21 protein-coding genes and 1 pseudogene are annotated in these 17,701 nt (G+C 57.0%); 10 read left to right on the forward strand and 12 right to left on the reverse strand.

Translation table 11 applies throughout. The annotated features are described in order from the left end of the window. Positions 1 to 24: 24 nt before the first annotated feature. From tnpB to BQ9846_RS07245, 3 genes are all read right to left on the reverse strand, one after another. Positions 25 to 381 (reverse strand): IS66 family insertion sequence element accessory protein TnpB, encoded by a 357-nt coding sequence (tnpB, locus tag BQ9846_RS07235; RefSeq protein ID WP_075878618.1) that lies wholly within the window; start codon positions 379 to 381, stop codon positions 25 to 27. Then, complete coding sequence (locus tag BQ9846_RS07240) at positions 378 to 590, reverse strand: hypothetical protein (protein WP_075878619.1); 213 nt, start codon at positions 588 to 590, stop codon at positions 378 to 380. The genes tnpB and BQ9846_RS07240 overlap by 4 nt, the downstream gene beginning before the upstream one ends. A 402-nt stretch (positions 591 to 992) precedes the next feature. Further along, a complete protein-coding gene (locus BQ9846_RS07245; RefSeq protein ID WP_075880276.1) occupies positions 993 to 2,720 on the reverse strand; it encodes a recombinase family protein in 1,728 nt (575 codons plus the stop codon). 37 nt (positions 2,721 to 2,757) lie between these two features. On the opposite strand from BQ9846_RS07245, the pseudogene BQ9846_RS07250 reads away from it, so the two are divergent. The 3 genes and pseudogenes from BQ9846_RS07250 to BQ9846_RS07260 all read left to right on the forward strand — a co-directional run. Then, positions 2,758 to 3,258, forward strand: a pseudogene (locus BQ9846_RS07250) (magnesium chelatase subunit ChlI family protein); the annotation flags it as partial. A 58-nt stretch (positions 3,259 to 3,316) separates the two neighbouring features. After that, positions 3,317 to 3,598 carry a type II toxin-antitoxin system RelE/ParE family toxin gene (locus BQ9846_RS07255; protein ID WP_075880280.1) on the forward strand — a complete coding sequence of 94 codons (282 nt, stop codon included), beginning with the start codon at positions 3,317 to 3,319 and terminating at the stop codon, positions 3,596 to 3,598. 13 nt (positions 3,599 to 3,611) lie between these two features. Further along, a complete protein-coding gene (locus BQ9846_RS07260) occupies positions 3,612 to 3,872 on the forward strand; it encodes a HigA family addiction module antitoxin (RefSeq protein WP_075880282.1) in 261 nt (86 codons plus the stop codon). Between the two features lie 11 nt (positions 3,873 to 3,883). On the opposite strand, the gene BQ9846_RS07265 is transcribed toward BQ9846_RS07260, so the two are convergent. Beyond that, positions 3,884 to 4,864 carry an alpha/beta hydrolase gene (locus BQ9846_RS07265; protein ID WP_075880284.1) on the reverse strand — a complete coding sequence of 327 codons (981 nt, stop codon included), beginning with the start codon at positions 4,862 to 4,864 and terminating at the stop codon, positions 3,884 to 3,886. A 215-nt stretch (positions 4,865 to 5,079) separates the two neighbouring features. Between BQ9846_RS07265 and BQ9846_RS07270 the strand changes: the two genes are divergently transcribed. Further along, positions 5,080 to 7,254: a malate synthase G gene (locus BQ9846_RS07270; RefSeq protein ID WP_075880286.1), complete on the forward strand. Its 2,175-nt coding sequence runs from the start codon at positions 5,080 to 5,082 to the stop codon at positions 7,252 to 7,254. Between the two features lie 140 nt (positions 7,255 to 7,394). Continuing rightward, positions 7,395 to 7,811, forward strand: a complete 417-nt coding sequence (locus tag BQ9846_RS07275) for a PaaI family thioesterase (RefSeq protein ID WP_075880287.1) — start codon at positions 7,395 to 7,397, stop codon at positions 7,809 to 7,811. 15 nt (positions 7,812 to 7,826) lie between these two features. Here BQ9846_RS07275 and BQ9846_RS07280 read toward each other — a convergent pair whose 3' ends face one another. Beyond that, a complete protein-coding gene (locus BQ9846_RS07280; RefSeq protein ID WP_075880289.1) occupies positions 7,827 to 8,201 on the reverse strand; it encodes a DUF423 domain-containing protein in 375 nt (124 codons plus the stop codon). 112 nt (positions 8,202 to 8,313) lie between these two features. Here BQ9846_RS07280 and thiS point away from each other — a divergent pair, with 112 nt between their 5' ends. The 3 genes from thiS to trmB are packed head-to-tail and all read left to right on the forward strand — an operon-like array spanning position 8,314 to position 10,161. Then, positions 8,314 to 8,547, forward strand: a complete 234-nt coding sequence (thiS, locus tag BQ9846_RS07285) for a sulfur carrier protein ThiS (RefSeq protein ID WP_075880291.1) — start codon at positions 8,314 to 8,316, stop codon at positions 8,545 to 8,547. Positions 8,548 to 8,581: 34 nt separating this feature from the next. Further along, complete coding sequence (locus BQ9846_RS07290; RefSeq protein ID WP_075880293.1) at positions 8,582 to 9,376, forward strand: thiazole synthase; 795 nt, start codon at positions 8,582 to 8,584, stop codon at positions 9,374 to 9,376. Between the two features lie 50 nt (positions 9,377 to 9,426). Then, the gene (gene trmB, locus BQ9846_RS07295) at positions 9,427 to 10,161 is read left to right on the forward strand and encodes a tRNA (guanosine(46)-N7)-methyltransferase TrmB (RefSeq protein ID WP_075880295.1); all 735 of its coding nucleotides are present in this window, start codon (positions 9,427 to 9,429) and stop codon (positions 10,159 to 10,161) included. 5 nt (positions 10,162 to 10,166) lie between these two features. On the opposite strand, the gene BQ9846_RS07300 is transcribed toward trmB, so the two are convergent. Together BQ9846_RS07300 and BQ9846_RS07305 are read right to left on the reverse strand one after the other, a co-directional pair. Further along, a complete protein-coding gene (locus tag BQ9846_RS07300) occupies positions 10,167 to 10,787 on the reverse strand; it encodes a glutathione S-transferase family protein (RefSeq protein WP_075880297.1) in 621 nt (206 codons plus the stop codon). A 266-nt stretch (positions 10,788 to 11,053) separates the two neighbouring features. Next, positions 11,054 to 11,974, reverse strand: coding sequence for an AEC family transporter (locus tag BQ9846_RS07305; RefSeq protein WP_235818940.1), 921 nt, complete (start codon positions 11,972 to 11,974; stop codon positions 11,054 to 11,056). 132 nt (positions 11,975 to 12,106) lie between these two features. Between BQ9846_RS07305 and BQ9846_RS07310 the strand changes: the two genes are divergently transcribed. Further along, on the forward strand, positions 12,107 to 12,622 hold the full coding sequence (locus BQ9846_RS07310) for a hypothetical protein (RefSeq protein ID WP_075880301.1): 516 nt from the start codon (positions 12,107 to 12,109) through the stop codon (positions 12,620 to 12,622). A gap of 4 nt (positions 12,623 to 12,626) precedes the next feature. Next, a complete protein-coding gene (locus tag BQ9846_RS07315; RefSeq protein ID WP_075880303.1) occupies positions 12,627 to 13,244 on the forward strand; it encodes an SCO family protein in 618 nt (205 codons plus the stop codon). A gap of 8 nt (positions 13,245 to 13,252) precedes the next feature. On the opposite strand, the gene BQ9846_RS07320 is transcribed toward BQ9846_RS07315, so the two are convergent. The 5 genes from BQ9846_RS07320 to BQ9846_RS07340 form a co-directional block, all read right to left on the reverse strand. Next, on the reverse strand, positions 13,253 to 14,338 hold the full coding sequence (locus tag BQ9846_RS07320; protein ID WP_075880305.1) for an alpha/beta hydrolase-fold protein: 1,086 nt from the start codon (positions 14,336 to 14,338) through the stop codon (positions 13,253 to 13,255). 2 nt (positions 14,339 to 14,340) lie between these two features. Further along, the gene (locus BQ9846_RS07325; RefSeq protein ID WP_075880307.1) at positions 14,341 to 15,021 is read right to left on the reverse strand and encodes a BamJ family beta-barrel-assembly machinery protein; all 681 of its coding nucleotides are present in this window, start codon (positions 15,019 to 15,021) and stop codon (positions 14,341 to 14,343) included. Positions 15,022 to 15,130: 109 nt separating this feature from the next. Beyond that, positions 15,131 to 15,574 (reverse strand): universal stress protein, encoded by a 444-nt coding sequence (locus BQ9846_RS07330; protein WP_075880309.1) that lies wholly within the window; start codon positions 15,572 to 15,574, stop codon positions 15,131 to 15,133. A 28-nt stretch (positions 15,575 to 15,602) separates the two neighbouring features. After that, entirely contained in the window at positions 15,603 to 16,886 is a 1,284-nt protein-coding gene (locus BQ9846_RS07335) for a TRAP transporter large permease (protein WP_075880311.1), read from the reverse strand. A 43-nt stretch (positions 16,887 to 16,929) separates the two neighbouring features. Further along, the gene (locus tag BQ9846_RS07340) at positions 16,930 to 17,508 is read right to left on the reverse strand and encodes a TRAP transporter small permease (protein ID WP_075880313.1); all 579 of its coding nucleotides are present in this window, start codon (positions 17,506 to 17,508) and stop codon (positions 16,930 to 16,932) included. Positions 17,509 to 17,701 lie beyond the last annotated feature (193 nt).

A 17,701-nucleotide genomic window follows, 5' to 3' on the forward strand; every position in this document is an offset into this window, starting at 1 on the left:
GCCCGTAAAAAAGGAGCAAGAACATCAGCCAACAGACTGAAAATTCAGTGCTTTATGCGGTTGCATCGCTTTCAGGTCGTAGCCATCCAGCAGCCAGTTAAGTTCCTGGCCACTCAGTGTCACCGAGTCCCCATCCAGGTGGGTTGGCCATTTAAAACGTTCGCGTTCTAGGCGCTTGTACCACACCACAAAACCATTGCGCTCCCAGAACAGCAGTTTCACCTTGTCACGCTGCCGATTACCGAACACAAACAGCGCCTTATCGAACGGATTCAACTCCATGGCTTCCTGAACCAATAAGGCCAGTCCGTCGATCTGCTTGCGCATATCCACCGGTTCGCGGCACAGATATACGTTCAAGTCGGTACTGGGACGGATCATGGCGCCACCGCCACTTCGACAAATCGCGCGGGACGATAGCGTGGTGGCACGGGCAACGCCTGGACCTTGAGCCGCCCTTCCCAGGCCAGCAGATCGGCTAACGTTAATCCCTGATGCGTGGCGTACTGGCTTAGCGGCATCTCCAGTACTGAGGCATGGTAAAGATGACCGAGCCAAAAGGCTTGTGTAGCGTTGAGTTCGCGACTCATGAGGCTCTCCCAAATAAAAGAGAGCCTCAGTGTGGTTGGCAACATTCAGCCTGAGAAGATGTGTTTAGTGGACCGTTTACGACCCAACCCCTAGTATACTTAATTATAACAGGCGTAAAAAACTCAATCTTCGAGATGCCATAATTGAGTCATGGGTTGGTGCAAGCTCTTATGCTGGAAACCCCGCACTAACTGCAGTCAATGATGAATGGATAAAGCCAATTGATGATATCAAATCTATCGTGAGATATATGACTAAGCAAATTAACCCTAATCTAAACAACTCCTTAGCATGGGATCAGTTGTCTCTAAACGGACGACGCGATCTATCAAAATGATTCAAACAATCGTCTTAAATGAAGCTATCATCAAAACACCTTGACCTTCTGGAACAGACTCTTATTACTCATTAATTTTAATTTTCATATCATAAAGCTCTGCTCTTTCTGTAAAAAGGTATTCTAGCGCGGCATCTCCATCACGCTTTTCAAGTTCATTCAAAAGCCGACTTTCATCGGATGATGAAACTATAATTCCTTTATAATTTACTGCAAAAAAAACAGTTTCCTCTTTATGAGAAACATCTACCGATTCGTCGTCTGCCAACGGAATAGAATATGCTGGAGTATACCGCTTAACTATATAACAAGCGTATTTTTGAGATCTTCTTACTAATGTAAATTCTACGAAATTTGATGGCCCTGTCTTAACAACCATAGTGTCATCGTTTCCCAGAATCTCATAAGCTGACTTTTTAAGTGTTTCCCTGAGATATATGGAATCTGATACTATATCAAACTGCTGATCATTAGCCAATTTAATAAGTTTGTACCAATACGGATTATCCTTGCAGTCAGAATCGAAGACCACCTCATCTTTTATAAGTGATGATTCGAGAGAATATATTTTAGCATCTATCTCCATCATCCGATTATTGAGAATGGTCATTTTATCTACTGTATTTTGCTGTTTTGGCATAATCAATAAGATTTCTAAAAGATTATCAACTTGATCAGAAATCTCTTGTCTTTCAGACTTCAATGTCTCTATCTCAGTTGCCACACCAGTTTCAGCATAATCAAACGAAGCTTTACCTAAATGCATATCAAATGTTAGGTCGTGTATAGCCATCAAAACTTGATAGGGCCATGTTTTATTATTATTGCAGAAAGGCTTACCCCTTTTAAGATAAGTTGAACAATTTGAATATATTATATAACCATGATTATGATACTTTCTTCTGTAGTAGTACCTAGAACCGCACTGAGAGCATTTTACTAGACCTGATAGATCGTATGTCTGCTCTGGCGACATAACCCTTGCTCTTTCTTTAATCTGCTTCTGAAGTCGATAGAACGTTGCATGGTCAATCAATGGCTCAAATACATTTCGTATGTGATCACCCTTGTTTTCCCATTCCCCAATCAAAGCACGATGCTGAAACCATCTTTTAAGAGTAGTAGGATGAACTCCTTTAAGTTCTTCGTAATCATCCAATAACATCAGAATTATTTTCCTAGTCCCATAACCCTTGAGGTAAAAATCAATACATTTCTTGGTTATCTCCGCTTTTTCTGGAATCAAACTTCCTTCCTTATCCAGCCAGAAGGGAGTTATTATACGAATATCTTCACCTGCTCTAGCTTTCCTTCTCTTAGCTTCATAGGCTGCAATAAGTCTATTTGAAAGTGATTTTGAGTAGTGATGTGCTTGCTGAATCTTACCAATCAGTATGTACAATGATGAAAAATTGTTATTCAACGCATTTCTTGAGTATGTTTGCTGGTCTTCCAAGGTTACAATGTTCACATCCTTAGCAACAATATCTTGTATTAGGCTAATCATATCGAATGGCTCAAGACGTCCTATCCGATCTATAGCTTCTACGAGAATGAAATCTCCTGGGCAGATTTTATCCTCTTCAATAGCTTCTAAGATTCGTCCCAATCCATGCTGAAGATGATCCCCTCTGAATCCACTTTTACCTAGATCCTCTTGGGATAAGTGGGATAGTTGGATGTCTGGATTGTCAGAAAGCCATTGCTGTATTAGCGCCTTTTGTCGCTCTGTGGTAGAGCCTTTGCCTTGTCTACCTGATGAAAAACGTATGTATGAGATGGCTTTGGGCATGCTTTCGATCCGATGTTAAACAATTCATCATAATCTAGCACATTGCCAACTGGTTGCCGCGATGAACCCGTGCCCCTGCGGGCACTTGGGCGACCCGCGCCAACGCTGCCAGTGCACCGCCACGCAAATTCAGCGCTACCAGGCGCGGCTTTCCGGCCCGCTTCTGGACCGTATCGACCTACAGGTGGAAGTACCCGCGCTGCCGCCCGAGCAGCTCACGGCGCAAACCGAAGGCGAGCCCTCCCATGCGGTACGCCAACGGGTAGTAGCAGCCCGCGAACGGCAAATGGCCCGGGGTGCGCTCAATAGCGAGCTTGGTGGCAAAGCGTTGGAGGCCGCCTGCGCGCTGGATGACCGCGAACGCGCCTGGCTTGCCGGCGTGCTGGAAAAGCTCAAGCTCTCGGCCCGCGCCTACCACCGCGTACTGCGCGTGGCGCTGACGCTCGCCGACCTAGAAGACGCCCCCAAACCCACCCAGCCGCACCTGATCGAAGCCATCGGCTACCGTCAGCTGGACAGACTGTTGAAGGGAGGGTAAGTCATTAGCATATATAACGCATTGCGTTATACTGATGCTATAAACACGGAGGTTGGTCGTGATAAAAGGCTTTAAGTGTTCTCAAACCGCTATGATTTATCGTGGGGAACTATCGCGTAAACTGCCACACGACATGCAGCGCAATGCACTCAAAAAGTTGCGGCAACTCGATGCGGCAGCAACCCTCGACGACTTGCGCATTCCGCCAGGAAATCGATTAGAGCCGCTTCGAGGCAATCGCGAAGGCCAGTACAGTATTCGCATTAATGACCAATGGCGCTTATGTTTTCGCTTTGAAAATGGCGATGCTTACGATGTCGAAATAGTCGACTATCACTGAAAGGAGGTAATCCATGACAAAGCTTCCTAACATTCATCCCGGTGAAATCCTGTATGAAGATTTTATACAGCCGATGGGACTGAGCAAAAACGCACTGGCAAAGCAGATGGGTGTGCCCGCCACGCGCATCGGCGAAATCACCCTTGGTCGTCGGGCCATTACGGCGGATACGGATCTACGTCTGGCGCGCATCTTTGGCACTAGCGAAGGCTACTGGTTACGCCTCCAGAACGCTTACGACCTTGAGGAAGCGCGTCGCCACCAAGTCGCCTAAGGACTGCTCTCCTAAAGGCTGGAAAGATCGTCAACAAAACCATCGATAGCGCCAAAAAGCTCCTCGCGAATGGGCGCGGTTTCGTTGACTAGATGGTGGCGCGCCTCAGGATGCCGGTAAACCTGGGCGCGGGGGAATTTCTCCGCCAGAATTTGCAGGTTCCACTCCCAGTCGACGGTCACATCCTGCTCTCCTTGAAAAATCAGCGTCGGCACGGCGACAGGGTCAAGCGCGAGCAGCTGCGGCATCCAGCGGCGCATGGCGCTGATCCACGCCACGCTGAGTTTATCGGGCTGCAGCGGGTCGTGGTCGCGTAAAAAAACGGTAAAGGCCTCGTCGTTGGAGTTGGCGCGGTACTTGCGCGGGATTTCTTTAACAAAAGGGCTCGCGAAAAGGTGCAGCCAGCTCGATTGATGCCAGCCCCAGGGGCGCACCAGCGGCGCCAATAGCACCAATCCTGCCCAGGGCGAAGGCTCGCCTTGGCGTAACGCATCGGTCGCCAGGATCGCCGCCCCCGTACTCTGCCCCACGCCCAACCACGGGGTGGGCGCAAGCTTCTCCTCGCGCAAACGGCTTTGCAGCGCCCGCAGGCAGTGCTGGTAGTCGGCAAAGTCGTCGATCGAGGCGCGCGCACCGCTCGATAGCCCGTGCCCCGGCAAGTCCCACAACACCACGCGCCACTGCTTGGCCAAGAGGTACTCCAGCAGATGGCGATAGAGCCCTAAGTGGTCAAAATAGCCGTGTACCACAAACGCCGTGCCGCGCGGCTCGGGCGGGCTCCACACCTGGCACCAAAGCGAAAAGCGCCCGGTATCCAGAAAGCCCGCGTACACCTCGCTGGTATCGTTAAGCAGGACACCCAGCCCGTAGTGGCCAAAGTAATCCTCCAGCGCTTGCGCCAAGGCACTGCCTGGCTGTAGCTGCAATAACGTCGACTCTCCCGGTACGCGGCGAAAGTGCCCTTCCAGATGGCGAAAATCTTGCCTGCTCACGTTGTGTCTACTCCCACTTTGGCCCACGCCGTCTGGCTTATTTTTTGATCACGCCCTATCTTTTGGTCGAGCATCGGAACGCTTTAGGGTCTACGCTGTTTACATGCCAACTCAAATGTGGAAGTATTTTCCATAAACCTACTCTGACGCCCTGAGCTGACCATCACAAGGCCACTCAGCCCCTAAACAAGCACGCCCTACACCGGAGATTTCCCATGAGCGAGCGTATCACGCGCCACCGTTTACAGGTGGCAGCCGATTTGGACCGTTTCATCAATGAGCAAGCCCTGCCGGGTACCGGCGTCGATCAAGACGCGTTTTGGGCCGGCGTGGATGCCCTGTTTCATGATTTGACCCCCAAAAACCGCCAATTGCTCGAAGAGCGCGACGCGCTGCAAGAGAAGCTCGACACCTGGCACCGTGAAAACCCCGGCCCGGTGAAGGATATGCCGGCCTACCGCGGCTTTTTGCAAGAGATTGGCTATCTCGCCGACGCGCCCGCCAACGTCAACACCACCACGGCCAACGTTGACCGTGAAATCGCCGTGCAAGCCGGCCCGCAGCTGGTGGTGCCGGTTTCCAACGCCCGCTACGCGCTGAACGCCGCCAACGCGCGCTGGGGTAGCCTGTACGACGCGCTCTACGGCACCGATGTCATCTCCGAAGCCGATGGCGCCGAGAAAGGCTCAAGTTTCAACCCCAAGCGCGGCGAAAAAGTCATTGCTTACGCCCGCGGCGTGCTGGATCGCGCAGCGCCCTTGGCCACCGGCTCGCACCGTGACGCGGTGAAATACGCCATCCGCGATGAGCACTTGATCGTGACGCTGGAAGGCGGTCGTGAAACGGGCCTCAAAGACCCCGATAAGTTCATCGGCTTCACCGGTGATACGGCCAAGCCCGACGCCCTGTTGCTGGCCAACAACGGCCTGCACGTTGAGATTCAGATCGACGCCGAGCACCCGATCGGCAAAACCGACCCGGCGAATGTGAAAGATGTCGTCGTCGAAGCCGCGCTGACCACCATCATGGACTGCGAAGACTCCGTCGCCGCGGTGGACGCCGAGGACAAGGTAGGCGTTTACACCAACTGGCTCGGCCTGATGAAGGGCGACCTGGTAGAGACGATCGAAAAGGGCGGCAAACGCTCTGTTCGTAAACTTCACCCCGATCGCACCTGGCAGACCACCGAAGGCGGAAGCGTTACCCTGCCTGGCCGTTCGCTGATGTTCGTGCGTAACGTGGGCCATTTGATGACCACGCCGGCGGTGCTGGACGAGAGCGGTAACGAGCTGCCCGAGGGCATTCTCGACGCGGTAGTGACGTCACTTCTGGCCCTCCACGACCTGAAAAAAGAGGCCGACCAGCCGCGTAACTCGCGCGCAGGCTCGGTGTATATCGTTAAGCCCAAGATGCACGGCCCCCAAGAAGTCGCTCTCTCCAACGAGCTGTTTGGCCGCGTGGAAGACATCCTGGGCATGAGCCGCGATACCCTGAAAATGGGCATCATGGACGAAGAGCGCCGCACGACCGTCAACCTCAAGGCGTGTATCAATGAGGCCGCCTCGCGCGTGGTCTTTATCAACACCGGCTTCCTCGACCGTACCGGTGATGAAATGCACACCGCGATGGAAGCCGGCCCCATGGTGCGCAAAGGCGATATGAAAGGCGCCGCCTGGATTCAGGCTTACGAGAAGAACAACGTCCAAGTGGGTCTCGCCTGTGGCCTGCGGGGCCGCGCGCAGATCGGCAAAGGCATGTGGGCCATGCCCGATTTGATGCACAGCATGCTGGAGCAGAAAATCGGCCACCCGAAAGCCGGCGCCAACACCGCCTGGGTTCCCTCTCCCACCGCCGCGACCCTGCACGCGCTGCACTACCATCAGGTCAACGTCACCGACGTTCAGCGCGAACTCGAAGCCCAGGGCGAGCCGGATTACCTGGACGACCTGCTCACCGTGCCGGTCGCGGAAAACGCCAACTGGTCCGATGACGAGATTCAGCAGGAGCTGGATAACAACTGCCAGGGCATTCTCGGCTATGTCGTGCGCTGGGTAGAGCACGGCGTGGGCTGCTCGAAAGTACCGGATATCCACAACGTCGGCCTGATGGAAGACCGCGCCACGCTGCGCATCTCTAGCCAGCACATCGCGAACTGGCTCCATCACGGTATTGTCGATGCGTCGCGTGTCGAAGAGACGTTGAAGCGCATGGCCAAGGTCGTCGACGAGCAGAACGCCAATGACCCGACCTACACCGCCATGAGCGCTAACTTTGACGACTCCACGGCGTTTAAAGCGGCGTCGGACCTGATCTTCAAGGGCCGCGAGCAGCCGTCGGGCTACACCGAGCCGCTGCTGCATGAGTGGCGCCAGGTTCACAAGGCGAAGTAAACGCCAAGCCAAACGAGCGCACTAGACCATAGTCGCTATCCGCCCCTTAAGGTCTCGCACCTTAAGGGGCTTTTGTTTAGCTTAGGGAAAACCTGACGTTTACGTTCCAGTAAGCAACAAAAACAAGGGAAGGAAAATCAATGACTGTCATGACCGTTGAACAGATCGAGCACTTCCTCGACGAGGTTTTCCCGCAACGCATGGGCAACATCGTGAGCGTGGGAGAAATGTGCGCCACCATGCGCCTTAATATCGGCCATGAGCACTTGCGCCCTGGCCCCCGGGTTTCTGGCCCGACCATGATGGGCTTTGCCGATGTAGCGCTCTATGTGGCGATTCTGGCGCAAATCGGCCCCGAGCCAATGGCCGTGACCAGCGACCTGAACTGCCACTTCCTGCGCGCCGCCTCGGGTGAGCATGACATTATCGCCCACGCCCGGCTGATCAAACTTGGCCGCCGCTTAGCCGTTGGCGAGGTCGAGATCGTCTCCGCCGCCGATGAAACCAAGCCGGTGATCCACGTCACCGCAAGCTACATGCTGCCGGATAACGCCTGACGCTGGCCGTTTTAGCTAGCGATCACCCAACAGCGCCACCACCCCGAGCCCTAGCCAGCCTACGATCAACAGCACCCCGCCAAGCGGGGTAACCAGCCCAAGATTGAGCCCCGCTAGCGCCATCAGGTAGAGCGAGCCGGAAAAGCACACGATGCCCAGCGCCCAGAGGGTGATCACCCAGCGAAGCCCCTTAAGCGGAGTTTGCCACACCAGTAGCGCCATCATGGCGAGCGTATGCCACGCCTGATAGCGCACGCCGGTCTCCACCGCACTGACCAATTGTGCGCTAACACGCGCACTCAGCCCGTGAGCGGCGTAAGCGCCCAGCGCTACCGTGAGCGCCCCGGAGAGCGCCACCCCCACCCAAGCCCACTGATTGACTCGCCGCACCGCTTACCTCCTTTGACGTTTGTGCTGTTTATGGCTGTTTGCCCGCGTTGAAACGGCTACAATAGCGCCCATATTACTGGATACATGCATCCGTCAACCTGTGCCCAATACCATGTCAACTACCATGTCCACGATTAAGATTCGCCTCAATGGCGAGCCTTACTCACTCGAAAGTCGCCGCGACACCCCCGCGTCAGCCGCGGATTTGGTCGACCAACTGGGGCTTGGCGGCCGCCGTGTCGCGGTGGAAGTCAACGAAGCGATCGTGCCCAAAAGCCAGCTCGCCAACACACGCTTGGCCGAGGGCGACCAGGTCGAAATCGTCCACGCCATTGGCGGCGGTTAATCTCTTTTCCCGGGCTAGCCCTAAGGAGTTCATCATGACCCAGCTCACCGATACACCGCTTGCCATTGCCGGCCGCGAATTCAGCTCGCGTCTTTTGGTGGGCACCGGCAAGTATAAGGATTTCGACGAAACCGGTGCGGCGATTGCCGCAAGCGGCGCCGAGATCGTCACCTTTGCCGTGCGCCGCACGAATTTGGGGCAAGATGCGGACGCGCCCAACCTGCTGGACGTGATCTCTCCCGCGCGCTATACGCTGCTGCCCAACACCGCCGGCTGCTACAACGCCAAGGACGCCGTACGCACCTGCCGCCTGGCGCGCGAACTGCTTGATGGTCACAACCTGGTCAAGCTGGAAGTGCTCGGCGACGACGCTACCCTCTACCCCAACGTGGTCGAAACCCTGAAAGCCGCCGAGACGCTGCTTGCCGACGGCTTCGATGTCATGGTGTACACCAGCGACGACCCCATTGTGGCACGCGAACTAGAGACCATGGGCTGCTGCGCCATCATGCCGCTGGGCTCACTGATTGGCTCCGGCCACGGCATTCAGAATCCGCACAACGTGCGCCTGATTGTCGAGCAGAGCCAAGTGCCCGTGCTGGTGGATGCGGGTATCGGCACCGCCTCGGATGCGGCCATGGCGATGGAGCTCGGCTGCGACGGTGTGCTGCTTAACTCCGCCATTGCCCACGCCCGCGAGCCGGTGCGCATGGCCCGCGCGATGCAGCGCGCCGTGGAGGCCGGACGCGATGCGTACTTGGCCGGGCGTATGCCGTGGCGCCAGCACGCCGACCCGTCCTCCCCTTTTGCCGGCCGCATTAACGGCTAATACAGTATTTCCTTTAAAGCCCTATTACGAAGAGCCCTCACAGAGACACCATGACCGACAACACTGAGCCGACCACCGGCCCCGAGAGCCCTGATGCGCCGCTGCACCGGCGCGGTATCAAAAGCTATGTGATTCGCGCAGGCCGCATGACCCAGGCGCAAACCCGCGGCCTGGAAGAGGTCTGGCCGCGCCTGGGGCTCACCCTCGCTGACGGTCGGCAAGATCTCGACGCGCTGTTTGGCCGCCGTGCGCCGCGGGTTTTAGAGGTCGGCTTCGGCATGGGCCAGTCGCTGATTGAGCAGGCGCAGACGCACCCGGATACCGACTTTATCGGCATCGAAGTGCATGCCCCCGGGGTAGGCAAACTGCTGGATGAAGCGGATAAGCGCGGGCTGACCAACCTGCGCGTCTATCGCGAAGATGCGTTGGCGGTGCTGGAGCAGTGCATCCCCGAGAGCCGCCTGGATACCCTGCAGCTCTTCTTTCCCGACCCTTGGCCCAAAAAGAAGCATCACAAGCGGCGTATTCTGCAGCCCGCTTTTGTCGAGCTGATCCGCACGCGCTTAAACATCGGCGGCACGCTGCATATGGCGACCGACTGGGAAGCCTACGCCGAGTGGATGGCGGACGTGATGGAGAACGCGCCGGGCTATACCAATACGGCAACCGCCGAAACGGCGCCGTATGTGCCACGCCCGGCGTTTCGCCCGCTGACGAAGTTCGAAGCGCGCGGCGAAAAGCTCGGTCACGGCGTATGGGATTTGATCTACCGCCGCGATAGCTGAACCGCTTACTCAAACGCCGTCAGAATAAAGCTCTCGCTATCGGTTACCCTGGCGTACCACGTTTGCAGCGCGGGAAAGCGATTTTCCCAATCAAAGGCGGGCAAGCGAAAGCTCAGGTACGCCAGGGCCACCGCCACCACAATCGTATCCAACGTGCGCTCTGTCGGCGCCGTCGCACCCATTATGGCAGGGTGTGCGTCCAGCGCGGCGAGGGTGCGCTCGATGGCACTCACGCGGCGCATCCCCAGCACGCTCGCATCGGCTTCGCTGCCTTGGTGCTTGCGGGCGATCACGGTTTGAAATGCCGCCTCCATCAACCCTTGACCCAACCCGGTAAGCGACAGCACCGCCTCGCGCTGCGCTTCCGGCAACAGTGACACGCCTTCGCTGATGCTATCCACGTAGTACGCGATCAAAAGCGACTCGGTCAGCACCTGCCCCTCGGCCGTCACCAGCGTCGGCACGCGGCTAAGCGGATTGATCTCCAAAAGCTCGCTGTCGGCGGCCCAGGGGTCGCACCAACGCAGCTCGGTCTGCTCAATCAAGCGTGTTTCATGTAGGCACACGTGTGCCACGCGCGCAAAGGGGGATGACGTATTGAGATAGAGGGTGAGAAACGGCTGCATAGCGGGACTCCTTGCACGAGATATAGCTCACAGCATGGAAGGCGGAGGCTAAAAGTGCAATTTGCAAAAAGCGCGCAGCGAAAAAAAAGAAAGCCGCCCAAGGGGGCGGCAAAAAGACCGTGACTAGCAATGAGAGGGAGAAACCATGGCAGGAAACTGGCCGTTTCTGCCTTGGCTGTGGCGCCTCATCCAACGCCACCATCACAATATAATCATTCTCATTTATCCCGTCAACACTAATGCGAATATTTTTTATTTACCTTTCTCTAACCGGTGAGCTGTAGCCAAAGCGGCAGCGTGAGCATGGCGATCAGCGTCTGGCCAGTGATAATCGCCGCCATTAACTCCGCGTCACCGCCGAGCTGACGCGCCAAGATATAGGCCGAGGTGGCCGTGGGGAGCGCGGCAAACAGCAGGGCGACGTCGCGCGTGACGCTATCCAAGCCCAGAAGCCACGAAAGCGCCAGGACAAGCGCGGGCAGCAGCGCAAGCTTCACACTGTTGGTGACCAGCACGCCGCGATCAAGGCGCAACAGCGCGGCAGGGCGCAGCGCCACTCCCACCGCGACCAGCCCCAGCGGCAGCGCGGCACGCCCCAAAAGCGAGACGCTCTCCTCGCTCCAGCCGGGTAATCCTATCTCCGACAGGTTCAAGCCAACACCCACCAGGCAGGCGAGAATCAGCGGATTTTTTACCAGCGCCGCGATACTTTTGCCCAGGCTCGCTCGCCCCAGCGTACCCGCGGCGACAAAACTCGTCACGCACATGACATTGACCACCGGTACCATCAACGCCACCGCCACCGCCGCCGTGGTAGCCCCGGCGCTGCCGTGCAGCGCCGCCGCCCCCGCCACGCCCACATAGGTGTTAAAGCGGATCGCGCCTTGAAACACCGAGGTAAAGGCCGCGGCATCAAGCCCTAGCCGGGGGCGCACGCACCAAAGCAGCAGTGCAAAGAGGCTCAGCGCCCCCAGCAGCACCAGCGCCAGGGACGCCACGGGCACCTGCGCGACATCCGCGCTCGCCAGTGTCGCCAACAACATCGCCGGAAAGAGCACAAAGTAGATCAGCCGCTCCATTTGCGCCCAAAACGCAACGCTAGGCCAGCGCCGATACCCCAGTATCGCGCCAAACAGAATCAGCAAAAAAAGCGGCCCTAGCGCCCCGGTGATACTTTGACTTGCCACGTCCTGCCTCGCCTCCCCCTGCGACATCCCAGCACAGGGACGCCGGCGGATTTGCTGTTAAAGTACGCTGTTAACGTGCGTTGTTACCATACCCCGCCCCCACCCGACGGCTTACGTCACAGTGATTTTGCCATGAAACCGATTTCAGAACCTGTCTCAAAAACCGGCGATGCCGCTCGACTGCCATTACTCAAAGGGCTTATCTTGGTGACCGGCCTCGCGCTGGCCGCGCTTAGTTGGTATGCCTTCTCCCACTGGCTGCGCGGCGATGCGGATACCACCTGGTACCCGCCCGAAACCGGCTGCGACTTACACAGTGCCCCTTGCTCGGCCACCCTAGGCAATCATGGCCACATGACGTTCGCGATCGACGTCGAGGAGCGTATTGAAGCGCTGGAGATTCTGCCGCTTGACGTAAACATTGAAGGTATTGAAGCAACGGCGGTAACCGTCAATTTTGTCGGCCGCGATATGGATATGGGGCTGCACCGCTTTGCGTTAAACGCCACCGGCGGGGGGCATTTTCACGGTCAAGGGCAAGTGAGCGTTTGTACGCAAGCGGTGATGCCGTGGCGTGCCCGCGTTATTGTTAAGACGCCGGAAGGTCGCCTCGGCAGTTGGTTTGATTTTGATGTCATTCGGAGCTAACAGCATGCCCAACCCGCGTTCCACGTCGAAAAGCACGCCTCTTTGGCTAGGCGCTGCGCTGATTGCGCTGCTTCTCATGGCCAGCGCCGTCGGCCTCTACCGCTACACAAGCGCACCCGATACCCAGGGCGAACCTATGGGCGGCCCCATTGAGCTGTCCTCGACCCACGGCGACTTCTCCCTCACCCAGCTTGAGGAGGATCAGTTAGCGGTGGTGTCGTTTGGCTATACCTACTGCCCCGATGTGTGCCCCATGAATCAAGCGGTAAAAAAGCAGGCGCTTGCGCAGTTAACGCCCGAGCAGCGCGCACGCGTCGTGCCCCTGCTGATCTCGGTGGACCCTGAGCGCGACACGCTTGAGCGCTTGCGAGAATATACCGGCTTTTTTGGCGAGCGCTTTATCGGCGCAACGGGCAGCCAAGCAGAGCTTGAAGAGCTCGCCGAGCGCTATGGGGTGATTTGGCGCCGCGTCGAGGCTAAAGACTCCGCCATGGAATACACCATCGACCATAGCGCCTCGCTTTACTTGGTCAACCGGACGGGCGACATCGTGCAACGGGTGCTGTATTCGCCCACCTCAAGCGCCTTGGTGAGCGCTTTAAACACCCACCTGGCGCGTTAGCCTAGCCGTTAGCGCTCGGGCAGCGATGATGCCTGTAACCGCTCAAGCATCGCCGTTAAGGCGCTTACCTGCTCGCCCTCGCGGGTATCGTGCAGCGGGCTGAGCTGCCAGGTGCTTTCGGCAAAGCCCCACCAATCCCAGCAGCCTTGCGGGTTGGCCAAACTGCTCTCGGCTTGAGGATAGAGCACGATCTGCCGGTGCCGATCGGCCCACGCGTTCAGCCCTGTGTGGCGCACGAATGTCTCGCCGATCGCCTCCGCGCTCATTTGGCAACCGTGCAGGGCCACGGTGACACCGCACTCGCCGTCGTCGCAGCCCGCGGGAACGTAGACGTAACCGGTATCGGCCAGGCCTTTGGCATCAAACTCCCCTTGGGCGAACGCCAGTAACTCGCCTTCCTCTTCGGGTGAGGCGGCGCTTCGCTCGGGATGGAGCCAGTCCATCATTTCGCCGGCGATATCTTCATCGCAGGCCAGCACGTGGCTACCCCCGCCCTGGCGGCAACCGCCTAGCGCTTCGGGCGCGGTGCCCGAGTCGCTGGGTAGGCGTACCGGCCAGCCATGGCCGGTCTCCTCGCTACGCGCCACTTTCAACTGCTCCTCATCGGCGAGCCACTGGCGCCACTGCTCGGCGAGCAGATCACCGAGCACCGGATCGACCACCTCATCGGCTTCACCGTGCCAGACATAGGCGCGAAGATCGTCGCGAGCGGCGTCACTACCGACTTGACCTTCGGCGGCGTAGCGCGCCCAACGCGCATCAAGCTCGGCGAGGGAGGGCTCACCGCGGCGGGTCATCATGCATTGATTCAGCGCTAAGCTAAGCGACCCTTGAGAGCATCCCCAAGGGCCTGCCGCCAGCACCCCCACACCCTTAAAGCGCTCCGGCCAGGCGATGGCCAGCTGCATCGCCATATAGCCACCGGAGGAGACGCCCACGACGCTGTTCTGGGCCTCGCTGGCACTCAACGCGGGCAAGGTCGCAGGGTCACTCTCGGTATCGGCCATCGCCGCAAGCGGCACACTCAGCCCTGCGCAGAGCAAAAGCCGAGTCGCCTTAGCGAGTGCAGGAGCAGAGGCGGCAGTCGTTAGCATGGTTATTCGACGTCCAGCAATTCAACGTTAAAGATCAGGACTTCATTGGGGCCAATTGGGCCTTGGCCGGACGCGCCGTAAGCCAAGTCGGACGGGATATAGAGCTTCCATACGTCGCCGACGCTCATCAATTGCAGCGCCTCTTGCCAGCCCTCGATGACCTGATCGACGCGGAAGGTCACCGGCTCGCCGCGCTCGATAGAGCTATCAAAGACGGTGCCGTCAAGCAGCGTGCCTTCGTAGTGCACTTCAACGCTATCCTTTGGGCCAGGTGTGGCACCATCGCCGGATTCGAGCACTTCGTACTGCAGGCCCGAGTCGGTCACGGTGACGTCGTCGCGCTCGGCGTTTTCGGCTAAAAAGGTTTCGCCTTCCGCTTTATTGGCTTCGGCAAGCGCTTCTGCTTGCGCTTCGCGCTCCTGCATGGCGCGCTCTTGGAAGGCGGTCAGGGCGTCGGCGATTTCATCCTCGCTCAAAGCCAGCTCATTGCCGGCAAACACATCGCGCATGCCCTCACTGAAGGCGTCGATATCTAAATCATCCACATCGGCCTGCATGCTTTCGCCGAGCGTGACCCCAAGGCTATACGCCAAGCGCTCCTCGTCGGTCTCGGGAGCCGCTGCGGCATACGGGGCGATTAAAAGCGCGCCAACCAGCGCCGTGGAAGAGAGGAGAGTTTTCATCAATTACCCTTACATCAGAAAAGTGGTCAGATGGAAAGCGTAACACCCGCCGCCTTAGGCTGCATCTACCTAAGAGAGCGGGTGTTGGCCCCAGGTGTTACGACTTGCTTTACACCACCATGGTGGGGCAGTGCGCCGCGCCCGCCACGCGCTGACATACGCTACCTAGCAGTAAGTTTTTATCGCCGTTGGTGCCTTGCGCGCCGATCACGATCAGGTCGCACTCGCGCTTACGGGCAAACCGTACAATGGTACGCGAAGGACGGCCCCCCTTGACGAAAGCGCGCACTCGGGCACTGTCAGCACCCAACTCAACCGCATGCGCCTTGGCATGAACCGCGATCTCGGTGGCGTACTCTTTTAGGGCGTCGTCGGGCAAATCCAGCTTTTGCGGCCGCACCATCGAAAGCGAGGCTTCCAGCAGACTGTGGTGCTTAAAAACACACAGAAAGTAGATTTCCGCGCCGGTGAGCAGATGCAGCCCCACCGCTTTCTCCAGCGCTTTCAACGCCCCTTTTGAACCGTCTACCGGGACCAAAATGCGGTTAAACATGGCTTATCTCCTTATGGTGATGAGCGGCTTAGCGGAAAGCGACGTCACGCAAGAACAGCGCAATTTGCGGGAACATAATCAGCAGCGCAGCCGCTAAAATCAGCATAAAGATAAACGGGGGCGTCCCCTTGATCACTTCCAAGTAGGGGCGCTTGAAAATCGCAATGGCGGTGAAAATATCGCACCCAAACGGCGGTGTGGCCGACCCAATCGCGACTTGCAACGTAATCAGGATACCCACCAGCACGGGGTCGAGCCCTGTCGCCTCAATGGCCGGGGTGAAAATCGGTGTCAGTACCAAAATGACCACGATCGGGTCGACAAACATGCACGCCACGAAAAAGGCGATACAGATCGCAATCAGCACGCCGGTGGGCCCGGCCTCGTTCACCCCGACGGCTTCCAGAATCGCTTGAGGAATTTGCGCGAACGAGATAATCCAAGAGAAGCCATTACCGGCGGCGACCAAAATAAAGACCACCGCCGTGATCAAGCCTGTCGACTTGGCAATGGCATAGATATCGTTCATTTTCAGCGAGCGAAACACCACGAACTCAAGCAGCACGGCATACAGCACACAGGCTGCCGCCGCTTCGGTGGGGCTAAAAATACCGCCATAAATCCCGCCGACAATAATCACCGGGAAACCCAATGGCCACAGCGCTTGTTGCACTGCTTTGGCGCGCTCCTTCCAAGTCGATTTGGGCTCGGTGGGCACATTCTTAACAATGGCGTAAGTCACGCAGTACGCCGAGAACATCATCAGAATCAATAACCCAGGACCAATACCGGCGATAAACAGCTCACCGATCGAGGTGCCCGAAATAACGCCGTAGATGATCATGCCGATACTCGGCGGGATCAAAAAGGCAATATCGCTGGCGTTAATAATAAGCGCCAAGGTAAAGGGGTCGGAGTAGCCCGCTTTCAGCATTTTGGGGCGCAGGGGCGAGCCGACCGCCACTACCGTCGCCTGGGTAGAGCCCGAAACCGCGCCAAATAGCGTACACGAAGCCGCGGTACTGACCGCCAATCCGCCTTTCACGTGGCCGATAAACGACATCACCATCGCGATTAAGCGATTCGCCGACTGACCGCGTGTCATGATGTCCGCTGCCAAAATAAACATGGGCACCGCGATCAGCGAGGCGGGGCGAATGCCGGCCATCATCTGCTGGATCAGCGTATCCATCTGGCCCAGCCCGTTAAACATCATATAAAACCCGATCACTGCTGCGGTGATCAGCGGTATCATCATCGGAAAGCCCAGCAGCAGCAGGCCGATCATGGTTCCTACCATTATGGTCGTCATAGCCGTTCCCCTAAGGTGTCAAACCCTGCGTCAAAGCCCTGCATCAGACTTCGGTTTCCGTGTCTTTATACCCATCAAGCGTGGTGGTCGAGAGATAGACATCCCGTGATGTGACGTTCTTGACCGCGGTGAGCAGATACTGAATCCCGGTAATAAATAACCCTAGCGGCGCCCAGACATAGATGAACCAAATTGGCAGCTGCAAGGCGGGCAGTACACGCCCTCGTCCATGCAAATCAAGGATATAAATAACTGAGTAGTAACAGAGGAAAAACATTACCGCGGCGGTAAATAGCGCGATAAAAATCATCAATACTTTGCGCCCACCCGCCGGCAGCGCATCGTAAATCGCGGACATTCGAATGTGGCGCCCGTGACGCGCGGCATAGCCCACGCCGGCAAAGGTGATCATGATGATCAAAATGCGGTTCAATTCTCCCGAAAACATGATGCTGTTACCGAAAATGAAGCGCGCTATCACGTTGGTGACCGTATTAAGCGCCATCAACAGCACGCCCAACGCTAAAATCACCGCCTCAAGCTTGCTGATAAAGGTATCAATGATCCCGAGAAACCCCGGCAAACCGGAGCGATAATACTTTTCGGATGCTTCATCAGACATCGCCGGACTCCTTCTTTTACGCCCTGGTTTTTCTAGCCCGAAAGCCAAACTTTTGCTATCCGCTTAAAAATCCAACCTGCTGAGGACTAAAAAAGGGGCAGCGCATGCTGCCCCTTAGCGGTTATCGCGGGCACTGTATCGCTACATCGACTGTACTAAACAGAGGGCGGAAACAGTGCGCTACGAACACGGA

Origin of the sequence: Vreelandella massiliensis, assembly GCF_900155385.1 — a bacterium.
In the GTDB taxonomy this organism is placed as follows: Bacteria; Pseudomonadota; Gammaproteobacteria; order Pseudomonadales; family Halomonadaceae; genus Vreelandella; species Vreelandella massiliensis.

Excerpts from the sequence above, each read along its gene's own strand:
- tnpB (WP_075878618.1), bottom strand. The coding sequence starts at position 381 with ATGATCCGTCCCAGTACCGACTTGAACGTATATCTGTGCCGCGAACCG.
- BQ9846_RS07240 (WP_075878619.1), bottom strand. The coding sequence starts at position 590 with ATGAGTCGCGAACTCAACGCTACACAAGCCTTTTGGCTCGGTCATCTT.
- BQ9846_RS07245 (WP_075880276.1), bottom strand. The coding sequence starts at position 2,720 with ATGCCCAAAGCCATCTCATACATACGTTTTTCATCAGGTAGACAAGGC.
- BQ9846_RS07260 (WP_075880282.1), top strand. The coding sequence starts at position 3,612 with ATGACAAAGCTTCCTAACATTCATCCCGGTGAAATCCTGTATGAAGAT.
- BQ9846_RS07270 (WP_075880286.1), top strand. The coding sequence starts at position 5,080 with ATGAGCGAGCGTATCACGCGCCACCGTTTACAGGTGGCAGCCGATTTG.
- BQ9846_RS07275 (WP_075880287.1), top strand. The coding sequence starts at position 7,395 with ATGACTGTCATGACCGTTGAACAGATCGAGCACTTCCTCGACGAGGTT.
- thiS (WP_075880291.1), top strand. The coding sequence starts at position 8,314 with ATGTCAACTACCATGTCCACGATTAAGATTCGCCTCAATGGCGAGCCT.
- BQ9846_RS07290 (WP_075880293.1), top strand. The coding sequence starts at position 8,582 with ATGACCCAGCTCACCGATACACCGCTTGCCATTGCCGGCCGCGAATTC.
- trmB (WP_075880295.1), top strand. The coding sequence starts at position 9,427 with ATGACCGACAACACTGAGCCGACCACCGGCCCCGAGAGCCCTGATGCG.
- BQ9846_RS07300 (WP_075880297.1), bottom strand. The coding sequence starts at position 10,787 with ATGCAGCCGTTTCTCACCCTCTATCTCAATACGTCATCCCCCTTTGCG.
- BQ9846_RS07310 (WP_075880301.1), top strand. The coding sequence starts at position 12,107 with ATGAAACCGATTTCAGAACCTGTCTCAAAAACCGGCGATGCCGCTCGA.
- BQ9846_RS07315 (WP_075880303.1), top strand. The coding sequence starts at position 12,627 with ATGCCCAACCCGCGTTCCACGTCGAAAAGCACGCCTCTTTGGCTAGGC.
- BQ9846_RS07320 (WP_075880305.1), bottom strand. The coding sequence starts at position 14,338 with ATGCTAACGACTGCCGCCTCTGCTCCTGCACTCGCTAAGGCGACTCGG.
- BQ9846_RS07325 (WP_075880307.1), bottom strand. The coding sequence starts at position 15,021 with ATGAAAACTCTCCTCTCTTCCACGGCGCTGGTTGGCGCGCTTTTAATC.
- BQ9846_RS07330 (WP_075880309.1), bottom strand. The coding sequence starts at position 15,574 with ATGTTTAACCGCATTTTGGTCCCGGTAGACGGTTCAAAAGGGGCGTTG.
- BQ9846_RS07335 (WP_075880311.1), bottom strand. The coding sequence starts at position 16,886 with ATGACGACCATAATGGTAGGAACCATGATCGGCCTGCTGCTGCTGGGC.
- BQ9846_RS07340 (WP_075880313.1), bottom strand. The coding sequence starts at position 17,508 with ATGTCTGATGAAGCATCCGAAAAGTATTATCGCTCCGGTTTGCCGGGG.